A 19,384-nucleotide genomic window follows, 5' to 3' on the forward strand; every position below is an offset into this window, starting at 1 on the left:
CAACTCCGGACGCGGCAGCGGCGAGACCTGCGGCTGCGATCCGCGCTAGCCTTCTGCTCGATGTCGCAGCCGGAATTACCATCCCATCGCTTGTAGCCGGGATGCTGGAACCATTTGCGACCGATTGACACCAGTTGGGAGGTGAGACCGGCCGTCAGCACCATCCGCCGCCAAGGCCAGTCGGGCTAGACCTGCTCGAACGCCGCTATGATCGGGCAGTGGAGCGTGTCGGCGGCAGCGCATTGGCGCGACAGGCCCATGAGCGCGCGCCGCGCCGCATCGAGTTCGGCGATCGTCTTTTCGATCGCCGCGATGCGCGCATCGGCCAGTTCGCGCGCTCGCGCGCGATCGCTCGACGCGTCGAGTTCGAGCAGTTCGGCGATCTCGGTGAGCGTAAATCCCGCTGCTTGTGCCGATTTGATGAAGCGCAGACGGCGCAGAACCGCCTCGTCGTAACGCCGGACTCGGCCTTCCGACGGGGCGCTGGCCGACTGAGGCGGAACGGGCAACAGGCCGCGGCGTTGGTAATAGCGGATCGTCTCGACATTGACGCCGCCCTGCCGGGCAAGCTGGCCGATGGTCATGTCACGCAAGGCCTTGACTCCGTACTATGGTACGGAGCCTATATAGCGGGAAGCGATCGGGAATCAAGAAAGGCGAATCGATGAATATGCAGGTTCAGCGCGCGAACGAAAGCGCGCCAGCGCACACTGGTGCGGCGGTTTCGGGCAAGCCGCGGGCGACCATCTATCGCATGGTGATGGAGCAGCATATCTGCCCCTATGGCCTGAAGGCGCTGCATCTGTTGCGCAGCCGCGGCTATGACGTCGAGGATGTCTGGCTGACGACCCGCGAGGAAACCGACGCATTCAAGGCGAAACATGGCGTCGCGACGACGCCGCAGACCTTCATCGAAGGCGAGCGGATCGGCGGTCTTGACGATCTGAGGCGCCATCTCGGTCTGAAAGTCCGCGATCCTAAGGCGCTTACCTATAAGCCCGTCATCGCGCTCTTCTCTATCACCGCGCTGATGGCGCTGGCCGCCAGCCAAGCGGTGTCGGGCACGCCCTTCACAATCCGTGCCGCCGAATGGTTTATCGGGTTCAGCATGGCGTTGCTTGCCTTCCTCAAGCTCCGCGACATCGAGAGCTTCTCGAGCATGTTCCTGAACTATGACTTGCTCGCCAAACGCTGGGTACCCTATGCTACCATCTATCCCTTTGCGGAGGGTCTTGCCGGCATCCTGATGATTTCTGGCGCGCTGAACTGGATATCGATTCCGGTGGCGCTGTTCATCGGGATCATCGGCGCCGTGTCGGTGTTCAAGGCGGTGTATATCGACAAGCGCGAACTCAAATGCGCCTGCGTCGGCGGCGACAGCAATGTGCCGCTGGGTTTCATCTCACTGACCGAAAATCTGATGATGATCGCCATGGCGCTGTGGATGCTGGTCGCGCCCGCCGCCATGACAATGGGCCATTCTTAACGGGTCCGGCGTAACCACGACGGGACAGTCGGCGAACAAGTGAGCGGGATCTCCACCCCGGTTTAGATTGACGCCAAGTTTGACAAGGATCATGCTTCGACCGTGAAACGCTGGCTCACCTTTCTACTTCTTGTCGGAGCCTTACTCGGCCTTCTGGCGCAGGAGACCGCATTCGCCTCGGCGCCCGCGCTCCCGTCGGCCGAGACGGCGTTCGCGGCGGCGATGAGCGACGAATGCGCGGAGATGATGGGGATTAAAAAATCCCAGAAGAGCGCTCCGTGCAAGGGCCTCACGCTCGACTGCATCGCCAAGATGGGCTGCGCGCTACCGCCCGCCGTCGTCTCTCCGGCTACCCCCCTTGCCGAAAAGACATTTGTCGCCGGCTCTTTCGATCCGCTTCCTGTCCGGCGCCTCGCCGGAAGAACATTCGGCCCCGAACCCGACCCGCCCCTATTTCTTGCCTGAATTGCCGACGCGCACCGGCTCGTCCCGGCGCGCGGTTTCACGCTTTTCAATCAAGGAATTCAACATGAAACCGTTTTTTGCCGTTGCCGCGCTCGCGGCAGCAACGCTTGCCGCTCCCGTCCTCGCCCAAGAACCGTCCGGCGGCCATCATGAATGGCAGACCCGCCAGGTGCCAGGGCCGAACAAGTCCAATACCACCTCGCGAGTCCGCGTCTGGGTCAAGGACAAGCCGGGACAGATGGCGCATTGCGACTGCGACATGATGAAGGTGAGTCCGGCGGACTGCATGAAGAATATGTCCGGCGACCAAAGGATGCCCCCGCAAGGGTAACGGTCTTTCTTCCCCGGCGTACAGACGCCGGGGAGGCTTTCGCCCAGTCCACAGCAGGGGGACATCATGCGCCCATATTTTACGGCAGCCTTGCTTGCGCTGCCCTCGGCTCTTCACGCCGAGCCGATGACGCTCGATTCGGCGCTCAGCCGAGCAGCATCGGAGGCACCCGAACTGCAAAGCCGCGAAGCGGGCGTCGACGCCGCCCAATCGGCGGCGATCGCCGCCGACCGGCTGCCCGACCCGAAACTCAATATCGTCCTCCAGGATTTCCCGGTGACCGGACCCGACGCGGGCCGGTTCAATCGCGACGATTTCACGATGCAGGTCATCGGCGTCAGCCAGGATTTTCCGAACCCCGCCAAACGCCGCGCGCGCGCGACCCGCGCGCAGGCCGACATTGGAATCGCCCGCGCCGACGAAGCGGTCACCGCGCAGGACATCAGGCTCGCGACCGCGCTCGCCTGGGTCGATCTCTATTATGCCAAGAAGGAGCTGAAGGAACTCGACCTGCTCGATAGCGGCCTCGAGGACCTTCAATCGACCGTGACGGCGCGGCTTGCCAGCGGTGCGGCGCGCCCGGCGCAGGCGCTCGAACCCGATCAGCTTCGCGCCGCGATCAACGATCGCCGCAGCGCGCTCGCCGCCGAGATCGCCCGCGCCCGCGCGCAGCTCGCCCGCTTCACCGGCGACCCCGCCGCCGACACGCTCGGCGACTTGCCGCCGCAGTCGATCGACGAACAAGGATTGCGCGCCGGCATCGACGCCCTGCCAAAGCTCAGAGCACTCGATGCCCGCGCCCTCGCCGCCGACGCCGAGACCGGTCTCGCACGCGCCGACAAGCGACCCGACTGGAGCGTCAACGCGGCCTATGGGCGCCGCGAGCCCAATTACGGTGATCTCGTCACGGTCGGGGTCACCGTCGACCTGCCCTTCTTCTCGAAAAAGCGGCAGGACCCCAAGATCGCCGCGCGCGCCAGCGAGGCGATGCGCGCCCGGCTCGACCGCGAGGCTGCCAAGCGCGACATCGCGGCAGCGCTCGACGCCGATCTCGCCGATCACCGCATGCATCATGAGCAGCTCGCCAATGCACGTACGCGGCTCGTGCCGCTCGCGAAGAAGCGCGCCGAGCTCGATCTTGCAAGCTACGCCGCCGGAAAGCTCGACCTCGGGACCGCGCTCCTGTCGACTCTCGCGCTTGCCGAGGCCGAAGTCGATGCGCTGGCGCGCGAAGCCGAGGTCGCGCGCGACGCGATCCGGATCAATTATATTTATGGGGAGGCAGGTCGATGACCGATGCAACATCAGCGGCGCGCTGGCGCGTCGCAATCCTGGCCACGGTGCTGATCGCGGGCGGCGGCGGTTATTGGTTGGGACAGAGCGGCAAGAGCGATGCACCAACCGAGACGGCAAGCGGCGGGCGCAAGATCCTCTACTATTATGATCCGATGTTCCCGAACCAGAAGTTCGACAAGCCCGGCAAGTCGCCCTTCATGGACATGCAGCTCGAGCCCAAATATGCCGACGAGGGTGGCGGCGCGGCGCCCGGCGTGTCGATTGACCCGTCGGCGCGTCAGAGCCTCGGCATAAGAGTGGTCGCGGCCGAAATGGGGAGCCTTGCCGCAACCTTCGACGTCAACGGCAGTATCGATTTCAACCAGCGCGATGTCGCGATCGTCCAGGCGCGCTCGGGCGGCTTCGTCGAACGCGTCTATCGCCTCGCGCCTGGCGATGTCATCGGCGCCGGTGCGCCGATCGCCGAATTGCAATTGCCTGAATGGGGCAGCGCCCAGACCGAATATCTGAGCGTCAAGAAGCTCGGCAAACCTGAACTCACGGCGGCCGCGCGGCAGCGGCTGCGGCTGATGGGCATGCCCGAAGGCGTGATCGCCGAGGTCGACCGGAGCGGACGGACCGGCGGCAGACTGACGGTGCGCGCGCCGATCGGCGGCGTGGTCCAGACGCTCAATGCCCGTGCAGGCGTGACTCTCGCCTCGGGGCAGACACTTGCCGAAATCTCGGGACTTGGAACGGTGTGGCTCAATGCCGCGCTCCCCGAAGCGCAGGCCGGACTGGTGAAGATCGGCCAACCTGCCACCGCGAACCTCACCGCCTTTCCCGGCGAGGCTTTTACCGGGCGGGTCGTCGCGATCCTGCCGACCGCAGCGGCGGACAGCCGGACGCTGACAGTGCGCATCGAGCTCGCCAACCGCGGCGGTCGCCTACGCCCCGGCATGTTCGCCGTCGTCGCGCTCGGCGGGGACGCCAAGCCAACGCTGCTGGTGCCAAGCGAAGCGGTGATCCGCACCGGCACGCGCAGCATCGTGATGCTCGAGAAGGGCGACGGACGCTACCATCCCGCCGAAGTGGTCGCCGGACGCGAAGGCGGCGGCAAGACCGAGATATTGCGAGGGCTCGCCCCCGGCGAGAAGGTCGTCGCGTCGGGCCAGTTCCTGCTCGATTCCGAGGCGAGCCTGACCGGTCTCACGGTTCGTCCGCTGGAGCCAGCGCAATGATCGCACGCATTATTCGCGCCTCGGTCGCGGCGCGCGGGCTTGTCGTCGCTTCGGCGCTGATCCTGACCTTGCTCGGGATCGCCGCGGTGCGCACGACTCCGGTCGACGCCCTGCCCGACCTGTCGGACGTCCAGGTCATCGTCCGCACCAGCTATGCGGGACAGGCACCGCGGATCGTCGAGGACCAGGTCACCTATCCGATCACGACGACGATGCTCTCGGTGCCGGGCGCGCGCGTGGTGCGCGGCTACAGCTTCGTCGGCGACAGCTTCGTCTATGTCCTGTTCGACGACGGCACCGATCCCTATTGGGCGCGCAGCCGCGTGCTCGAATATCTGAGCCAGGTGCAAAGCCGTCTCCCCGAGGGCGCGCGCGCGAGCATCGGTCCCGACGCGACCGGGGTTGGCTGGATCTATGAATATGCGCTCGTCGACAAAAGCGGCCGCCACGATCTTGCCGAACTCCGCAGTCTTCAGGACTGGTTCCTCCGCTTCGAGCTTAAATCGGTTCCCGGCGTCGCCGAGGTCGCGAGCATCGGCGGCATGGTGCGCCAGTATCAGATCATCGTCGATCCGCAGAAGCTCGCCGCGTTCGGGGTGACTGCAACCGACGTCGCCGACGCCCTCAAGCGCGCCAACCAGGAAAGCGGCGGCGGCTCCCTAGAACTCGCTGAGGCTGAATATATCGTCCGCGCGAGCGGCTATCTGGAGTCGCTCGACGACTTCCGCGCCGTCCCGATCCGCACCGCCGCGGGCGGACTCCCGGTAACGGTCGGCGATGTCGCGACGGTGCAGATCGGTCCCGACACAAGGCGGGGCATCGCCGAACTCAACGGCGAGGGCGAAGTCGCGGGCGGCGTGATCGTCATGCGCGAGGGCAAGAATGCCCGCGAAGTCATCGACGGCGTGCGCACCAAGCTCGCCGAGCTCAAGCGCAGCCTGCCGCCCGGGGTCGAGATCATCACCACTTATGACCGCTCGGGGTTGATCGACCGCGCGGTCGACAATCTTACCTCGAAGCTCGTCGAAGAGTTCATCATCGTCGGGCTCGTCTGCGCGCTCTTCCTCTGGCACGCGCGCTCGGCACTGGTCGCGATCCTGACGCTGCCGCTCGGCATCCTCATCGCCTTCATCGTGATGCGGCTGCAGGGACTCAACGCCAATATATTGTCGCTCGGCGGCATCGCCATCGCGGTCGGTGCGATGGTCGACGCTGCGGTGGTGATGATCGAAAATGCCCATAAGCATCTCGAACATTGGGAGCGCGATCATCCGGGCGAGGAACTGAAAGGCGCCGAACGCTGGCGCGTCATCACCGACGCCGCCGCCGAGGTTGGGCCCGCCCTCTTCCTCAGCCTCCTCATCATCACCTTCTCCTTCCTCCCCATCTTCACGCTCGAAGGCCAGGAGGGACGGCTCTTCTCGCCGCTCGCCTTCACCAAAACCTATGCGATGGCGGCCGCCGCGATCCTCTCGATCACGCTCATCCCGGTGCTGATGGGCTGGCTGATCCGCGGTAAGATACCCGCCGAACAGAGTAATCCGGTCAACCGCTGGCTGACCCGCATCTATCGCCCGGCACTCGACTGGGTGCTCGAACGGCCGAAAAAAGCGCTCGTGATCGCCGGCCTCGTCTTCGCCACCAGCCTGTGGCCGATGACCCAGATCGGCGGCGAGTTCATGCCGCAGATGCACGAAGGCGACCTCCTTTACATGCCCTCGGCGCTACCCGGCATCTCGGCCGCAAGGGCATCGAGCCTGCTCCAGCAGACGGACCGACTGATCAAGACCGTGCCCGAGGTCGAGAGCGTGTTCGGCAAGGCGGGGCGGGCCGACAGCGCGACCGACCCCGCGCCGCTCGAGATGTTCGAGACGACGATCCGCTTCAAGCCGAAGGACCGTTGGCGCCCCGGCATGACCGAGGAGAAATTGATCGAGGAGCTCGACGCGCGGGTCCGGGTTCCGGGGCTCGCCAATTTCTGGATTCCCCCGATCCGCAATCGCATCGACATGCTTGCGACCGGGATCAAGAGCCCGGTCGGCATCAAGGTCGCGGGCTCGGATCTTGCCGGGATCGATCGCACCGCCAAGCGCATCGAAGCGGTCGTCAAGACCGTACCCGGCGTAGCGTCGGCGCTGGCCGAGCGGCTGACTGGTGGGCGCTATATCGATGTCGACATCGATCGCGCCGCCGCAGCACGCTACGGCCTCAATGTCGCCGACGTGCAAGCGATCGTCTCGGGCGCGATCGGCGGCGAGACGATCGGCCAGACGGTCGAGGGGCTCGCCCGCTATCCGATCAGCGTCCGCTACCCGCGCGAGCTGCGCGACAGTATCGGCGAGCTCGCGAGCCTTCCGGTCCTGACGCCGTCGCGCCAGCAGATCACGCTCGGCACGGTGGCCAGAGTCAAGGTCAGCGACGGGCCGCCGATGCTGCGCAGCGAGAATGGCCGCCCGGTGACCTGGATCTACGTCGACAGCCGCGGCCGCGATTTGCAGGGCCTCGTGCAGGACATCCAGCGGGCGATCGCGCGCGATGTCGATCTGCCGCCCGGCGTCAGCGTTTCCTACACCGGGCAGTTCGAGTTCCTCGTTCGTGCGACCGAGCGGATGAAGGTCGTCGTGCCGGTCACGCTCGCGATCATCTTCCTGCTGCTCTACCTGACCTTCCGCCGCTGGGACGAGGCGCTGCTCATCATGGCGACCCTGCCCTTTGCGCTCACCGGCGGGCTCTGGCTCCTCTATCTGCTTGGCTATAACCAGTCGGTCGCGAGCGCGGTCGGGTTCATCGCGCTTGCGGGCGTTGCCGCCGAGTTCGGGGTCGTCATGCTCATCTATCTCAAGCATGCGCTCGCCGATCGCAGCGACGGCCACATATTGGCCGCGGTTCGCGAAGGCGCGCTGCTCCGCGTCCGCCCGAAGGCGATGACCGTTGCGGTTATCCTCGCGGGCCTGTTCCCGATCCTCGTCGGGACCGGCACCGGCTCCGAAGTGATGAGCCGCATCGCCGCGCCGATGATCGGCGGCATGCTCACCGCGCCGCTGCTGTCGATGCTTATCATTCCCGCCGCCTATCTGCTGATGCGAAGGCGTGCGGCTCATCCCGTCCAACCCGAAGGAGAAACGACATGAATAAACTCACTGCGATTACGCTCAGCCTTGCGCTCGGCGCTGGACTTGTCGCCTGCGGCAAGCAAGGCGAAGCACCGAAGACGGAAGAAAAGGCCGCGATGGCCGATGACACAGGGACCATGGCGGCCCCGGCCGAAACGAAGCATGGCAAGGGCACGGCGACCGTGACCGCGATCGATACGGCAAAAGGCCAGGTCACGCTCGATCATGGCGCGATCGCCGAACTCGAATGGCCGCCGATGACGATGGGTTTTGCGGCGAAACCCGAGCTGCTGAAGGACATCAAGGTCGGCGACAAGGTCGCGTTCGAGCTCAATTGGGACGGCAAGGCCGGGACGATCACCAAGCTCGACAAGGCGCCGTAACGCGCCGCCATTGCGCGCGGTGGCCCTAGTTGCCGCGCGCAATGGCTGCTTTGGGGCGCTGGCGGAAGACGGCTGTACTCGAACCTAGTCGGACAGCGCCTCCAGAAGCGGGCAGCCCCCGGCATCGCCGGCGCCGCACGCCTCGACAAGATCGCCCAAGACAGCGGCCATCCGGTCGAGGTCGGCGCGCTTGGCGAGGACGTCGGCAAGCTGGCTCTCGGCCATATGGCGCGCCTGATCGCAGCTATGGCCGCCGCCTTCGGCAAGAAGGAGCAAAGTCCGGACCGTATCGAGGGGAAACCCCAGTTCGCGCGCGCGGCGCACAAATGCAAGGCGCCGCACACCAGCTGAATCATAACGGCGAAATCGCCCGTACCGGACCGGCGCGGGCAGAATGCCGATGCGCTCATAATAGCGGATCGTCTCGATATTGCAGCCGGTAAGCCGAGAAAGCTCGCCGATGGGGATGGTGCTTGAGGGGGCCATTGCGATTCCGCTTGCATCTGTAGTCACTACAGATGGTAGACTTGCCGCTACCGCGAAACAAGGAGTTTGAATTTGGCTGGAGATGCAAGGCGTCCAAAAGGATTTGGGGCCATTTCGCTGGCGCTTGGCGGGATCGCATCGGGCTTTCTCGCAGCCACCTGCTGCGCCCTCCCCATGCTGCTGGCCTCGGCGGGGCTCGGGTCCGCCTGGCTCGTCGGCATAGCGGTCCCGGCCGCGCCCTACCGGCTCTGGTTCGTCGCATTCGGCGCAATTTCGCTCGTCGCCGGTGGCGTCCTGCTGGCGCGCCAGCAGATGCGCGCGGCGCGCTGCGGCGCCGATGGCCTGTGCGTGCCCGCGTCGCTGCGCTTTGTGACCCTGATCGGACTGCTCCTCGCCGCCGTCCTCCTCTGGCTCGGCTATCGCTATGCTTGATCCCTCGCCGGTCCTGCAATCGACGCTGACGTGTCCGCTCTGCGGTCAAATCGCCGACGAAATCATGCCCACCGATGCGTGTCAGTATTTCTACGACTGCAAGGGATGCGGCGCGCTGCTCAAGCCGCTGCCAGGAGACTGCTGTGTCTTCTGTTCCTATGGCACGGTACCCTGCCCGCCAATACAGGTTGACGGCGGCAAGGGCAGTTGCTGCGGCTGAGCCGCAAGCCGCCGACAGTCCCGATAGCGCGGCGGCTAGGCATTTCCGGCGGCGATGGCCTCGATGACCCGGCAATCCGACACCGGCCCGCCATCGCAGAGCTGGACGATACGGGCAAGTTCAGCACGGAGCCGCGCCATCCGTTCCAGCTTTTCATCGACATCGAGCAGGTGACGCGCCGCAACTGCGCGGATTTCGGCGCAGTCCTGCCCCGGCCCCAAGGCCAGCGCCGTCAACGACCGGATTTCATCGATCGAAAAGCCGAGGCCGCGGGCATTGCGGATGAATGCGAGGCGCCCGACATCCTCATCCCCGTAGGTGCGCCGGCCAGAGGCTGTGCGCGCTGCGCAAGGCAGCAATCCGATATCCTCATAGAAGCGGATCGTGTTTACCTTGGTGCCGGTGCGTTTCGCCAGGCCGCCGATCGGCAGCCGCGTGTCGCGCGCCATCTCCCTTCCTCTCAGTCTCGTTTCGATTTCAGCTTGCTTCTACAGTTACTGTAGAATGTAGAACAGGGGAATGAGCAACGACAGCAATTGCGGCTGCACGGGCGACACCGTCAGGGCCGAACGCGATCCCGCCTATCGAAGGGCCTTGTGGATCGTCGTAATTCTCAATCTCGGCTTCGGCGCGATCGAGATCGTCGGCGGGTTCATCGCCAACAGCCAGGCGCTGAAAGCCGACTCGCTCGACTTTATCGGCGACGGCACGATCACGTTGGCCGGCCTCGTCGCGATAGGCTGGACTGCGCTCGCCCGCACGCGTATCGCCTTAGCCCAAGGCCTGTTCCTGCTGTCGCTTGGCATAGGGGTCATCGGCGTCGCGCTGTGGCGTGCCCTGACCGCGGTTCCGCCCGAAGCCGAGCTGATGGGCGGCATCGGCGCCGCCGCCCTCCTCGTCAACCTCACCTCGGCCGCGGTCCTCTCGCGGTTCCGCGAAGGCGACGCCAATGTCCGGGCGGTGTGGCTGTTCAGCCGCAACGACGCGATCGCCAATGTGGCGGTGATCATCGCCGCCGGCCTCGTCGCATGGACCGGGCAAGCCTGGCCCGACCTTGCAGTCGCCGCCATCATTGCCACGCTTTTCCTGCATTCGGCCTATGAGATTCTACGCAGCGCGCGGACCGAATTGCGCGAACTGTCGACTGTGCCCGGACAATAGGGCCAATGCCCCCCGCCCGCCGCTTTCTCTCTCTGCTGATCGCGCTCGCTGCAATCTGCGGCCTCGTCGTGCCGACGGCACAGGCCCGCACTGATGCCGGCGAAGTCCAGACCATCTGGCGCCTGCTGGACTATGTTGCGGTCGACTATGGTGGAGCGGTCTCGAATGGCGCGGTGACGAGCACGGTCGAATATGCCGAGATGACCGAGTTTTCCGCCACCGTTCGCAAGGGGATCGAAGCGCTTCCGGTATCCCCGGCGCGGGCTCGCCTTGTCAGTGAAGCGGGACAACTCCAGACGGCGATCGCATCGAAGGCGGACCCCGGCAAGGTGGCTGGCCAGGCGCGCGGACTCGCGGCGGACCTCCTCGCCGCCTACCCTGTGCCCCTCGCGCCGCGCAACGCTCCAGATCCCCGGCGCGGAGCCCAAGTCTATCTGGAAAATTGCGCCAGCTGTCACGGCGCGCGCGGCGATGGCAATGGACCTCAGGCCAAGGGGCTCGACCCGGCACCTATCGATTTCACCGACGCCGGACGCGCTCGCAAGCGCAGTCTGTTCGCGCTCTATCAGGTGATAGGACAGGGGCTCGAAGGCACGTCCATGCCCAGTTTTGCCCATTTGCCCTCCGACGACCGCTGGGCGGTAGCAGCCTATGCCGGTGGATTTGCCTTTCGCGACGTCGCAGCCGGCCGGCGTGTCTGGAACCAGACCCCTGCGGCGCGCGAACTGGTCCCCGACCTGCAAGCCTTCACGAGTCTCAGCCCGGAAGTGCTTGGTCGTGGGCTGGGATCGGAGCAGGCCGACGCGCTTACCGCCTATTTGCGCTCAGATCCCCAAGCATTGACAACCGCTTCGCCCGCGACGCTTGCGGTTGCCCGTGACAAATTGGCGCAAAGCCTTGCCGCGTACCGCAAGGGAAATCGGAGCGAGGCAGAGCGTCTCGCGCTGTCCGCCTATCTCGACGGTTTCGAACCGATTGAGCCGATCCTGACGACGCGCGATTCCGCCCTTATGGCGCAAATCGAATCCGCGATGTCCGATTATCGCGTGTCCATCGCGCGAGGTGTGCCGGTCGATGCGGTCGCGGGTAAAGCCGCCGCAGTCGAAACCCTTTTCGCCGATGCCGAAGCTGCACTGTCTCCCGATGCAGCCAGCGACGCATCGACCTTTGTCGGGGCGCTTACCATCTTGCTGCGCGAGGGTCTCGAAGCGCTTCTGATCATCGTGGCGATGATCGCTTTCTTACGAAAGGCCGAACGGCCTGAGGTCCTACCCTATGTCCATGGCGGCTGGATCGCAGCCCTGGCAGCCGGCGGCGCAACCTGGGCAGTCGCGACCTATGCAATCTCGATCAGCGGAGCGAACCGCGAGTTGACAGAGGGATTTGGCTCGCTTTTCGCCGCAGTCGTTCTCGTCTGGGTCGGCATCTGGATGCACGGAAAGTCACATGCGGAGAGCTGGCAGCGCTATATTCGCGAAGCGATGGGCAAAGCGCTTTCACGTCGCTCGGCCTGGTTCCTGTTCGGGCTCGCTTTCCTCGTGGTCTATCGGGAAGTCTTTGAGACCATCCTGTTTTTCGCAGCTCTCGCCGCGCAAGGAAGCCGCAGCGCGATCGCCGCCGGAGCCGGAACCGCAGTGGTGATCCTGGCAGCAATCGCATGGGTCATGCTTCGTTACAGCCGGGTCCTGCCGATCGGAAGATTTTTCGCTTACAGCTCTTCGCTCATCGCTATCCTCGCGGTTGTCCTGGCCGGCAAGGGCGCGGGCGCGCTACAGGAAGCCGGCCTCCTCGGCATCACCCCGCTAGCTCATTTTCCCCGCTTCCCGGCGATGGGGATATTTCCTTCGCTCGAACCGTTGTTGCTCCAGCTTCTCGCGCTTGCAATCCTCTGGATCGGCTATCGTTACAACAGTCGGCAACATCGCCGCATCGAGACAGCGCCCGGTCGATGAGGGGAATCATCACGGGGTCGGCGCACTCCTCCTTGGCCGTAAGACGGCTTCCGAAAAGAGCCTCCGAGCCAGAGTGCTTACCCGGCGCCCGTTACGCACACGAGTTAGGCCTGCTATTGCGACCCGATGCCCGAAACGTCCAACTGGAACGGCCGACTTAGCCTCGGCGACTATCATGCTCTCTGGTCGGGTTCGGTTGGCGATGCCGCCGCGCACCGCCATTTTGCGGCGCAGGCAGTGTTTTGTGCCGAGCCGCTTACCGTGGTCGATGCTGATGGCGCGCGCCTGTCGGGGCGTTGCTTGCTCATCGAACCCGATACCGTGCACCGGCTGCTCCCCGCGCCCACGGCTGAATTATGGTTCGTCGAGCCGACAGTGGTCTTCGGTCCGCCGGTAGATCTGAAAGACCGGCTGATCTGCTCCGATCCGATTCATGTCGCGCTGCCGGGACAGCGGTCCTTCTGGAAAAACTGGCTCACGCGAGGCGCCCGACCCCCGCTCGATCCGCGCATCACCCGCGCCGCCGCCTCGATTGACCGCCTGATCCCCATGGGCTCTGTCCGTCTCGCGGCTGTGGCGGAGGAGAGCCGCCTTTCGCTCGGCCGCTTCCGGCATCTCTTTGCCGCCGAGATCGGCATGCCCTTCCAGCGCTTTGTGCTCTGGCGAAGGTTGATTATCGCCTTCGACGAATTGGGAATGCGCCGCAGCGCGACCGAGGCCGCACACATGGCAGGGTTCAGCGACAGCGCGCATTTCGCCCGCACGATCAAGGCGATGTTCGGTATCCGGGCAAGCGACCTTTTCATCGAATCATAGCCTCTCCGTTCAAGCCGGTGCGTGATCGCGCCTGGTAGAGGCGCATCATGTCAGACGCACACAGAGACTTCGTCCCGGCACTCGGCAAGAGCGGATCGCTCGACCGCTACGATGCCGCCATAGCCCTCATGACCAGAGAGAAAAGATGGCGAAGCGACTTGCTGCGCTTCGCCGAACCGCGGCCGGGCGAGCGGATCGTCGATATCGGGTGCGGCACGGGAACCTTTGCGATCGCCCTCAAGCAGGCGGCGCCGGAGAGCATCGTTCTGGCGGTCGATCCCGACCCCGCCGTGCTGGAAATCGCGCGCGCCAAGGCTGAGGTTGCCGATGCCGAGATTCGATGGTTCGAGGCTATGGGCGACGAGCTGGACGGCATCGACGCACTCCGGCAATGCGACAAGATCGTATCGAGCCTGGTCCTTCACCAGTGCCCGATGGCCGTTAAGGAAGCGATTGCCGCGCAGATGTTCAGGCTCCTGAGGCCGGGCGGGACCCTTTTCATAGCCGACTATGGCGAGCAGCGCTCGCTGCTGATGCGCATGCTTTTTCGACAGATCCAGCTGCTCGACGGGTTCGAATATACCGAACCCAACGCTAAGGGCTGCGTCCCGGTGATCCTTAAAGCCGCGGGTTTCGAGGCGGTCGAAGAGATGAGAGTCATCCCGACGCCGACCGGCTCGATTTCAATCTATGGGGCGAAGCGGTAGTTTCTCGCCCGGCCCGCGCGGTCGCGGCTAGCCGCGCCAGTGACGCCCGCGGTGATGGTGGTGCATCCGGCGCTTCTGATAGCGCCGCTCGTAGCGGTCCCGCCGTTCATAGCGGCGATCATGGCCGCGGTAGTAGGGATCGTAGCCACGATAGCCACGATCATAGCCATAATTGGGCACGCCGTGGCGTGAGGAACGATAGTCGCGGTCATGACCACGTGGCGCGTCATGTCCGCGGCTATATCCCCCGCGATCGCCATGGTGCTGGGCAAGCGCTGTTCCGGGGAGCGCGAAGGCGAGCATCGCGGCCGCGATCGTCATCAGTTTTCGCATGTCAGTCTCTCCTTTTCGTGGCGTTCAAAATCCCCCTTCATGTTTGAATGCGCTGTGAATATTGGCTCCGATGCTGCCGATCGGACGGTGACCCGGCGTCTCCATGCGACAGGCCGATGGCGGGAGAGACAGTATCGCGCCGCATGGTGGGCACCCGTCCCGCGTGGACGAAGCGGGACGGGTGCGGGCCCTCATTTGCCCTTTGCCGCTACCGCGGCCTGGACTCGGGCCTCGACCTGTTCGGGGCTCGGCTGGACGAGCATCTCGCCATTGACGAAGAAGGTCGGCGTGCCCCGGACGCCGACCGCACGCGCGTCGGCGATGTCCTGCTCCATCCAGGCCATCGCATCGGTTGTCGGCATCGCGCGCGCCTTCGCGACATTGAGGCCGGCCTTCTCGGCGGCCGCCCAGGCACCGTCCATCTTGCCGTCGTGCCATTCGGGCTGCGCTTCGAGCAGGGCGGCCGTCACCGGCTCGAGCTTGCCCTGGACGCGGGCGGCTTCGAGGATCACGATCGCCTCGGCCGAGCCGGGGTGCAGCGGCAGGTAGCGCATAACGAGACGCACATCCTTGGGATATTTGGCAACGATGCCCTTCACCGTGGGATAGAAGGCGCGGCAGGCCTCGCACGACGGGTCGAAAAATTCGACGATGGTGACCGGGGCATTTTTCGGTCCGATGATCGGCGAATGCGGGCGAATGAGGCTGTCGACGGGCCCCGCCACGACCTTCTTCGTGGGTTCGCCCTCGGCGGTTCCGCTGTAGAGCATCGCGCCGCCGGTGAAAGCGAGTGCGGAAACGACAAGCGTGGCCACCACTCCGATGCGTTTGTTCATGATTTCAGTCTCCTTTGGAAGTTGAGCAAGAGGGTGAGGATGAGCGCGAACGCGGTCAGCGACGGGAGGGGCAGCGGCACGCCTCCGATTGCCATGCTCTCTCCCGAGCATGATGGACCGCCGGTGCAGGGGACGATCGGGGCCGGAATGACGCCGACGTAGAGCAGGCTATGATAGAAAGCGACGAGACCACCGCCCGCAGCCAGCGCCAGCCCATAAGGAACGATGGCGCGGTCCGACCTGAACGCCGCGATGCCGAGAATGATCGCAAGCGGGAACATGAAGCTACGCTGGAACCAGCAGAGGTCGCACGGCGCCTGGCCCATGACCTCGCCGACGAAGAGGACGGCCAGGCTCGACAGGAGGGCGATTGCCCAGGCCGCGCCGAGCGGACGCCATTTGTGCGGCGCGAGCAGCGGAAAGCTCGTCATCGCCGGCCACCTTTGAACTTGGACTTGGGCCGTCGCGGCGGCGGTGGCGGCTTGCTGTATTTGGACTTGAGGTAGCTGAGCAGGATGCCGTCGATCGACGCGATCATTCGCTGGAAGCTGGTCTTGATGCCGGGAAGCCGGAGCCAGGCAAAGGGCCCGCGGCAACGATAGCGGTGAACGAACTTCGTCCCGCTCGCCGTCGGCGTCAGGATATAACTCTCCTCGAACTGGAGGATGAAGCTCGGCTTGACGTCGAGTATCAGCTCCTCGCCCGGGCGCGCGGAGAGCACCGCCGCGGAGACTTCGAGAAACTTGGGCTTGTGCGGATCCATGCGCATCGAATAGCGGATCGCGATCGGGTCCTCGGCAAGCTGCTCGATCCGGACATAGGGATTCCAGATCCGGTGGTTCTCGAAATCGCCGAGGACCGCCCATATCTGCTCCGGACTATAGGGGAGGTCATGCTCCCGCTCGAACTCCATCAGCTTAACTCCTCTATCGATCGGCCGCCGGGCTTTGCCCCGCGCCGATGTCGGTGACGCCCGCAGGCGATGGGTCGGCGTGCGCGCCGCCCGTCGTGAACCAGCGGCGCAAGCGCGGGACCATCCGGCGTTCGAAGCCCGCCGCGAGGCTGAAGGACGCCGGCACGATCAGCAGTGTCAGCATCGTCGACAGGATGAGCCCGCCGATCACCGTGACCGCCATCGGCGCGCGCCATGCGCCGTCGCCGGTGAGCGACAGCGCGGTCGGGATCATGCCCGCGACCATCGCGACCGTGGTCATCAGGATCGGCTGCGCGCGCTTGTGTCCGGCGTCGACAATCGCCTCGTCGCGCGGCACCCCCGACGCCATTTCCTCGATCGCGAAGTCGACGAGAAGGATGCTGTTCTTGCCGACGATACCGAGCAGCATCAGCACGCCGATGAACACGGGAAGCGAGAGCGGATAGCCCGTCAGCAGCAACGCGACCGCCCCGCCGAGCGGGGCGAGCAGAAGCGAGCCCATGTTGACGAAGGGCGGGATGATCTTGCGATAGAGTAGGATCAGCACAGCGAGCACGAGAAAAATCCCCGATACGACCGCGATCGCGAAGTTGCGCAGCATCTCGGCCTGCCACTTGGCGCTCCCGAGTACCAGCCGCGTGACCCCGGCGGGCAGCGCCTTGAGCGCCGGCAGCGCCTCGACCTTGTCCATCGCCTGACCGGTCACGAGACCCGGAGCCAGGTCGGCCCCGATGGTGAGCTGGCGCACCTGGTTGGTCCGATTGATCTGGGTCGGGCCGGCGCCGAAGCCGATCTCGGCCACAACCGAGAGCGGCACCGTTCCCCCGTTCCGGGTCGGAACAGGCATATTGCGCAGCGTATCGAGCCGCTCGCGCGCGGTTTCCGCAAGCGCGACGCGAACGGGGATTTGCCGGTCGGACAGCGAGAATTTCGCGCTATTCTGGTCGATCTCGCCCAATGTCGCGACGCGGATCGACTGGCTGAGCGCCTGCGTCGTCACGCCGAGCTGCGCCGCGAGCGCGAAGCGCGGGCGAATGACGATCTCGGGGCGCTGAAGATTGCCCTCGACACGCGGCGACCGGATTTCCTTCACGCGGGCCATCTCGGCAAGCAGCCGGTTGCCGACATCTTCGAGCTTCTTCGGGTCGTCGCTGCCGAGCGTGATCGAGATGTCGCGGCTGCTGCCGCCGCCGCCGCCATGCTGCGACTGGAAGTTGATTCGGGCATCGGGAACCTGCGCTAGCCGCGGCGCGCGGTCCTTTTCGAACTCGGTCGAGGTCAGCTCGCGGTCCTTGCGCAATTTCAGATAGACCGTCGCCGTGCCGACATCGATCCGCGACAGGGCGGATTCGACGAGCGGGTCGCGCTTCATGAGATCGGTCACCTCGTCGGCCACTGCCTCGGTCTGTTCGAGCGTTGCGCCCGGGGCGAGCTGGATGGCCACGCGGCTCGTGTCGGAATCGATCGACGGCTGGAAGGTCATCGGGAGCAGCGAGAAGCTGAAAATGGTCGCAAAGAGCGCCAGCACACCGATGCCGACCACCCAGACGCGATGGTCCTTGATGTAACCGAGCCATTTCCAGCGCCCGCCGCGCGCACGCGCGGCAGCGGCCCCGCTGGTGTCGAGGCTCCAGCGCAAGATGCGCATATAGGTGTCGATCAGCGGGCCCTCGCCATGCTTTTGCGGACCCTGCGCAGAGAGAAAATAGGCGGCGAGCATGGGTGTGATCATGCGCGCGACCGCGAGGCTCATCAGCACCGCGGCCACGACCGTCAGTCCGAAATTCTTGAAATATTGCCCGGCGACGCCCGGCATCAGCCCGACCGGCAGGAACACCGCGACGATCGTCATGGTTGTCGCGAGCACCGCGAGGCCGATCTCGTCGGCCGCATCGATCGAGGCCTGATAGGCCGATTTGCCCATCCGCATGTGGCGCACGATATTCTCGATCTCGACGATCGCATCGTCGACCAGCACGCCGGCAACGAGGCTGAGCGCGAGCAAGGTCATCATGTTGAGCGAGAAGCCCATGAGGTCCATGAACAGGAAGGTCGGGACCGCCGACAGCGGGATGGCGAGCGCCGAGATCAACGTCGCCCGCCAGTCGCGCAAGAAAAGGAAGACGACGACGACCGCGAGGATCGCGCCCTCGACCATCGCATTGATCGCCGAATGATATTGGCCTTTGGTATATTCGATATCGCTGAACAGCTCGGTGAATTTGACCTTGGGGTTTTCCTTCTCGAGTTTTCGCAGCTCCTCGACCGCAGCGTCATAGACGGTCACATCCGAGGCGCCCTTGGCGCGCTCGAAGCCGAAGGTCAGCACCTGCCGCCCGTCCTGCTTCGAGACCGAGCGCTGCTCGGCGTAGAGATCCTTGACCTCGGCGATATCGGCGAGGCGCACGGTCCGGTTCGTCCCGACCGAGATTAGCGTCTCGCCGAGCGCGTTGGCGCTGCTCGCGTTCCCGAGGATACGCACCGCCTGCTCGGAGCCCGCGACCTCCATCCGGCCGCCGGCCGCATTGACATTGAGCTGGACGAGCTGGGTGTTCACCGCGGCGGCGGTAAGGCCGTAGGCGCGCATGCGTTCGGGGTTGAGGATGACGCGGATTTCGCGGCTGACGCCGCCCCGGCGATAGGCGTCGCCCATGCCGGGGACCGCGATCAGCCGCTTCGCGACGACATTGTCGACATACCAGCTCAATTCCTCGAGCGTCATATCGGTGGCCGAAGCCGACCAATAGGCAAGCGTGTTGCCCGAGGTAGAGAGGCGGATAACCTGCGGTTCGAGGATGCCGTTCGGCAGGTTGCTGCGGATCTGGGTGATCTTGTCGCGAATGTCAGTCACCGCCCGGTCGATCGGCGTGCCGATCGCGAACTGGACGAAGGTCTGCGACTGGCCTTCGGTAACCGTCGAATTGAGCTCGTCGATCCCCTCGATCGTCCGCACCGCCGCCTCGACACGCTGCGTGACCTGCGTTTCGAGTTCGGTGGGCGCGGCGCCCGGCTGGGCGATGATGACGATGGCGCCCGGAAAATCGATGTCGGGATCGCTCTGGACCCCCATCATGAGGAAGGAGACGATGCCCGCCACCGTCAGACCGAAGAACATGACGAGCGGCGGGATCGGGTTCCGGATGGACCAGGCCGAGATATTCTTGAAGTTCATCCTCTCTCCCCCTTCCGGTTCGATCCCACCGCGACTGTGCG

The 19,384-nt window shown here is 65.0% G+C and carries 21 protein-coding genes; 13 read left to right on the forward strand and 8 right to left on the reverse strand.

Annotated features, from left to right (window positions below; genetic code table 11):
* Positions 1 to 185 precede the first annotated feature (185 nt).
* Positions 186 to 584, reverse strand: a complete 399-nt coding sequence (locus tag ACOTSS_RS15820; protein ID WP_003046425.1) for a MerR family transcriptional regulator — start codon at positions 582 to 584, stop codon at positions 186 to 188.
* An 80-nt stretch (positions 585 to 664) separates the two neighbouring features.
* Between ACOTSS_RS15820 and ACOTSS_RS15825 the strand changes: the two genes are divergently transcribed.
* The 7 genes from ACOTSS_RS15825 to ACOTSS_RS15855 all read left to right on the forward strand — a co-directional run bounded on the left by ACOTSS_RS15825 (position 665) and on the right by ACOTSS_RS15855 (position 8,294).
* Positions 665 to 1,486: a MauE/DoxX family redox-associated membrane protein gene (locus tag ACOTSS_RS15825; RefSeq protein ID WP_003046430.1), complete on the forward strand. Its 822-nt coding sequence runs from the start codon at positions 665 to 667 to the stop codon at positions 1,484 to 1,486.
* A gap of 102 nt (positions 1,487 to 1,588) precedes the next feature.
* Positions 1,589 to 1,951 (forward strand): hypothetical protein, encoded by a 363-nt coding sequence (locus tag ACOTSS_RS15830; protein WP_003046437.1) that lies wholly within the window; start codon positions 1,589 to 1,591, stop codon positions 1,949 to 1,951.
* Between the two features lies 1 nt (position 1,952).
* Complete coding sequence (locus ACOTSS_RS15835) at positions 1,953 to 2,282, forward strand: hypothetical protein (RefSeq protein ID WP_231732868.1); 330 nt, start codon at positions 1,953 to 1,955, stop codon at positions 2,280 to 2,282.
* A gap of 66 nt (positions 2,283 to 2,348) precedes the next feature.
* Complete coding sequence (locus ACOTSS_RS15840) at positions 2,349 to 3,575, forward strand: TolC family protein (protein ID WP_003046442.1); 1,227 nt, start codon at positions 2,349 to 2,351, stop codon at positions 3,573 to 3,575.
* Positions 3,572 to 4,798 carry an efflux RND transporter periplasmic adaptor subunit gene (locus ACOTSS_RS15845; RefSeq protein WP_003046445.1) on the forward strand — a complete coding sequence of 409 codons (1,227 nt, stop codon included), beginning with the start codon at positions 3,572 to 3,574 and terminating at the stop codon, positions 4,796 to 4,798. Before ACOTSS_RS15840 ends, ACOTSS_RS15845 begins: the two co-directional genes overlap by 4 nt.
* Positions 4,795 to 7,929: an efflux RND transporter permease subunit gene (locus ACOTSS_RS15850; protein ID WP_037553279.1), complete on the forward strand. Its 3,135-nt coding sequence runs from the start codon at positions 4,795 to 4,797 to the stop codon at positions 7,927 to 7,929. The genes ACOTSS_RS15845 and ACOTSS_RS15850 overlap by 4 nt, the downstream gene beginning before the upstream one ends.
* A complete protein-coding gene (locus ACOTSS_RS15855) occupies positions 7,926 to 8,294 on the forward strand; it encodes a copper-binding protein (protein ID WP_003046451.1) in 369 nt (122 codons plus the stop codon). Before ACOTSS_RS15850 ends, ACOTSS_RS15855 begins: the two co-directional genes overlap by 4 nt.
* Before the next feature lie 84 nt (positions 8,295 to 8,378).
* Here the strand turns inward: ACOTSS_RS15855 and ACOTSS_RS15860 are convergent, their stop codons facing one another.
* The gene (locus ACOTSS_RS15860; RefSeq protein ID WP_003046453.1) at positions 8,379 to 8,780 is read right to left on the reverse strand and encodes a MerR family transcriptional regulator; all 402 of its coding nucleotides are present in this window, start codon (positions 8,778 to 8,780) and stop codon (positions 8,379 to 8,381) included.
* A gap of 174 nt (positions 8,781 to 8,954) precedes the next feature.
* Between ACOTSS_RS15860 and ACOTSS_RS15865 the strand changes: the two genes are divergently transcribed.
* Both ACOTSS_RS15865 and ACOTSS_RS15870 read left to right on the forward strand, forming a co-directional pair.
* Complete coding sequence (locus tag ACOTSS_RS15865; RefSeq protein ID WP_003046455.1) at positions 8,955 to 9,212, forward strand: hypothetical protein; 258 nt, start codon at positions 8,955 to 8,957, stop codon at positions 9,210 to 9,212.
* Positions 9,205 to 9,432 carry a GDCCVxC domain-containing (seleno)protein gene (locus ACOTSS_RS15870; protein ID WP_081611194.1) on the forward strand — a complete coding sequence of 76 codons (228 nt, stop codon included), beginning with the start codon at positions 9,205 to 9,207 and terminating at the stop codon, positions 9,430 to 9,432. Before ACOTSS_RS15865 ends, ACOTSS_RS15870 begins: the two co-directional genes overlap by 8 nt.
* 35 nt (positions 9,433 to 9,467) lie before the next feature.
* Here ACOTSS_RS15870 and ACOTSS_RS15875 read toward each other — a convergent pair whose 3' ends face one another.
* Positions 9,468 to 9,881: a MerR family transcriptional regulator gene (locus ACOTSS_RS15875; protein WP_003046458.1), complete on the reverse strand. Its 414-nt coding sequence runs from the start codon at positions 9,879 to 9,881 to the stop codon at positions 9,468 to 9,470.
* Between the two features lie 70 nt (positions 9,882 to 9,951).
* Between ACOTSS_RS15875 and ACOTSS_RS15880 the strand changes: the two genes are divergently transcribed.
* The 4 genes from ACOTSS_RS15880 (at position 9,952) to ACOTSS_RS15895 (ending at position 14,068) form a co-directional block, all read left to right on the forward strand.
* Positions 9,952 to 10,593, forward strand: a complete 642-nt coding sequence (locus tag ACOTSS_RS15880; protein ID WP_037553278.1) for a cation transporter — start codon at positions 9,952 to 9,954, stop codon at positions 10,591 to 10,593.
* A 5-nt stretch (positions 10,594 to 10,598) separates the two neighbouring features.
* A complete protein-coding gene (locus ACOTSS_RS15885) occupies positions 10,599 to 12,545 on the forward strand; it encodes a cytochrome c/FTR1 family iron permease (protein WP_003046463.1) in 1,947 nt (648 codons plus the stop codon).
* Between the two features lie 126 nt (positions 12,546 to 12,671).
* Complete coding sequence (locus ACOTSS_RS15890) at positions 12,672 to 13,361, forward strand: helix-turn-helix transcriptional regulator (RefSeq protein WP_003046466.1); 690 nt, start codon at positions 12,672 to 12,674, stop codon at positions 13,359 to 13,361.
* A 47-nt stretch (positions 13,362 to 13,408) separates the two neighbouring features.
* On the forward strand, positions 13,409 to 14,068 hold the full coding sequence (locus ACOTSS_RS15895) for a class I SAM-dependent methyltransferase (RefSeq protein WP_037553277.1): 660 nt from the start codon (positions 13,409 to 13,411) through the stop codon (positions 14,066 to 14,068).
* 27 nt (positions 14,069 to 14,095) lie between these two features.
* Here ACOTSS_RS15895 and ACOTSS_RS15900 read toward each other — a convergent pair whose 3' ends face one another.
* The 5 genes from ACOTSS_RS15900 to ACOTSS_RS15920 all read right to left on the reverse strand — a co-directional run bounded on the left by ACOTSS_RS15900 (position 14,096) and on the right by ACOTSS_RS15920 (position 19,343).
* Positions 14,096 to 14,401: a hypothetical protein gene (locus ACOTSS_RS15900; RefSeq protein ID WP_003046472.1), complete on the reverse strand. Its 306-nt coding sequence runs from the start codon at positions 14,399 to 14,401 to the stop codon at positions 14,096 to 14,098.
* Positions 14,402 to 14,592: 191 nt separating this feature from the next.
* A complete protein-coding gene (locus tag ACOTSS_RS15905; protein WP_003046475.1) occupies positions 14,593 to 15,237 on the reverse strand; it encodes a DsbA family protein in 645 nt (214 codons plus the stop codon).
* Positions 15,234 to 15,668 carry a disulfide bond formation protein B gene (locus ACOTSS_RS15910; RefSeq protein WP_003046478.1) on the reverse strand — a complete coding sequence of 145 codons (435 nt, stop codon included), beginning with the start codon at positions 15,666 to 15,668 and terminating at the stop codon, positions 15,234 to 15,236. The genes ACOTSS_RS15905 and ACOTSS_RS15910 overlap by 4 nt, the downstream gene beginning before the upstream one ends.
* Positions 15,665 to 16,150: an SRPBCC family protein gene (locus ACOTSS_RS15915; RefSeq protein ID WP_003046480.1), complete on the reverse strand. Its 486-nt coding sequence runs from the start codon at positions 16,148 to 16,150 to the stop codon at positions 15,665 to 15,667. The genes ACOTSS_RS15910 and ACOTSS_RS15915 overlap by 4 nt, the downstream gene beginning before the upstream one ends.
* A gap of 13 nt (positions 16,151 to 16,163) precedes the next feature.
* Positions 16,164 to 19,343: an efflux RND transporter permease subunit gene (locus ACOTSS_RS15920; RefSeq protein ID WP_003046483.1), complete on the reverse strand. Its 3,180-nt coding sequence runs from the start codon at positions 19,341 to 19,343 to the stop codon at positions 16,164 to 16,166.
* Between the last annotated feature and the right edge of the window lie 41 nt (positions 19,344 to 19,384).

The organism is Sphingopyxis sp. NJF-3 (assembly GCF_053514865.1).

What these genes read in the sequence shown, in the direction of transcription:
- ACOTSS_RS15885 (WP_003046463.1), top strand. Translation starts at nt 10,599, where the DNA reads ATGCCCCCCGCCCGCCGCTTTCTCTCTCTGCTGATCGCGCTCGCTGCA.
- ACOTSS_RS15845 (WP_003046445.1), top strand. Translation starts at nt 3,572, where the DNA reads ATGACCGATGCAACATCAGCGGCGCGCTGGCGCGTCGCAATCCTGGCC.
- ACOTSS_RS15860 (WP_003046453.1), bottom strand. Translation starts at nt 8,780, where the DNA reads ATGGCCCCCTCAAGCACCATCCCCATCGGCGAGCTTTCTCGGCTTACC.
- ACOTSS_RS15905 (WP_003046475.1), bottom strand. Translation starts at nt 15,237, where the DNA reads ATGAACAAACGCATCGGAGTGGTGGCCACGCTTGTCGTTTCCGCACTC.
- ACOTSS_RS15875 (WP_003046458.1), bottom strand. Translation starts at nt 9,881, where the DNA reads ATGGCGCGCGACACGCGGCTGCCGATCGGCGGCCTGGCGAAACGCACC.
- ACOTSS_RS15920 (WP_003046483.1), bottom strand. Translation starts at nt 19,343, where the DNA reads ATGAACTTCAAGAATATCTCGGCCTGGTCCATCCGGAACCCGATCCCG.
- ACOTSS_RS15880 (WP_037553278.1), top strand. Translation starts at nt 9,952, where the DNA reads ATGAGCAACGACAGCAATTGCGGCTGCACGGGCGACACCGTCAGGGCC.
- ACOTSS_RS15825 (WP_003046430.1), top strand. Translation starts at nt 665, where the DNA reads ATGAATATGCAGGTTCAGCGCGCGAACGAAAGCGCGCCAGCGCACACT.
- ACOTSS_RS15890 (WP_003046466.1), top strand. Translation starts at nt 12,672, where the DNA reads ATGCCCGAAACGTCCAACTGGAACGGCCGACTTAGCCTCGGCGACTAT.
- ACOTSS_RS15915 (WP_003046480.1), bottom strand. Translation starts at nt 16,150, where the DNA reads ATGGAGTTCGAGCGGGAGCATGACCTCCCCTATAGTCCGGAGCAGATA.
- ACOTSS_RS15895 (WP_037553277.1), top strand. Translation starts at nt 13,409, where the DNA reads ATGTCAGACGCACACAGAGACTTCGTCCCGGCACTCGGCAAGAGCGGA.
- ACOTSS_RS15900 (WP_003046472.1), bottom strand. Translation starts at nt 14,401, where the DNA reads ATGCGAAAACTGATGACGATCGCGGCCGCGATGCTCGCCTTCGCGCTC.
- ACOTSS_RS15850 (WP_037553279.1), top strand. Translation starts at nt 4,795, where the DNA reads ATGATCGCACGCATTATTCGCGCCTCGGTCGCGGCGCGCGGGCTTGTC.
- ACOTSS_RS15865 (WP_003046455.1), top strand. Translation starts at nt 8,955, where the DNA reads ATGCTGCTGGCCTCGGCGGGGCTCGGGTCCGCCTGGCTCGTCGGCATA.
- ACOTSS_RS15855 (WP_003046451.1), top strand. Translation starts at nt 7,926, where the DNA reads ATGAATAAACTCACTGCGATTACGCTCAGCCTTGCGCTCGGCGCTGGA.
- ACOTSS_RS15870 (WP_081611194.1), top strand. Translation starts at nt 9,205, where the DNA reads ATGCTTGATCCCTCGCCGGTCCTGCAATCGACGCTGACGTGTCCGCTC.
- ACOTSS_RS15910 (WP_003046478.1), bottom strand. Translation starts at nt 15,668, where the DNA reads ATGACGAGCTTTCCGCTGCTCGCGCCGCACAAATGGCGTCCGCTCGGC.
- ACOTSS_RS15820 (WP_003046425.1), bottom strand. Translation starts at nt 584, where the DNA reads ATGACCATCGGCCAGCTTGCCCGGCAGGGCGGCGTCAATGTCGAGACG.
- ACOTSS_RS15840 (WP_003046442.1), top strand. Translation starts at nt 2,349, where the DNA reads ATGCGCCCATATTTTACGGCAGCCTTGCTTGCGCTGCCCTCGGCTCTT.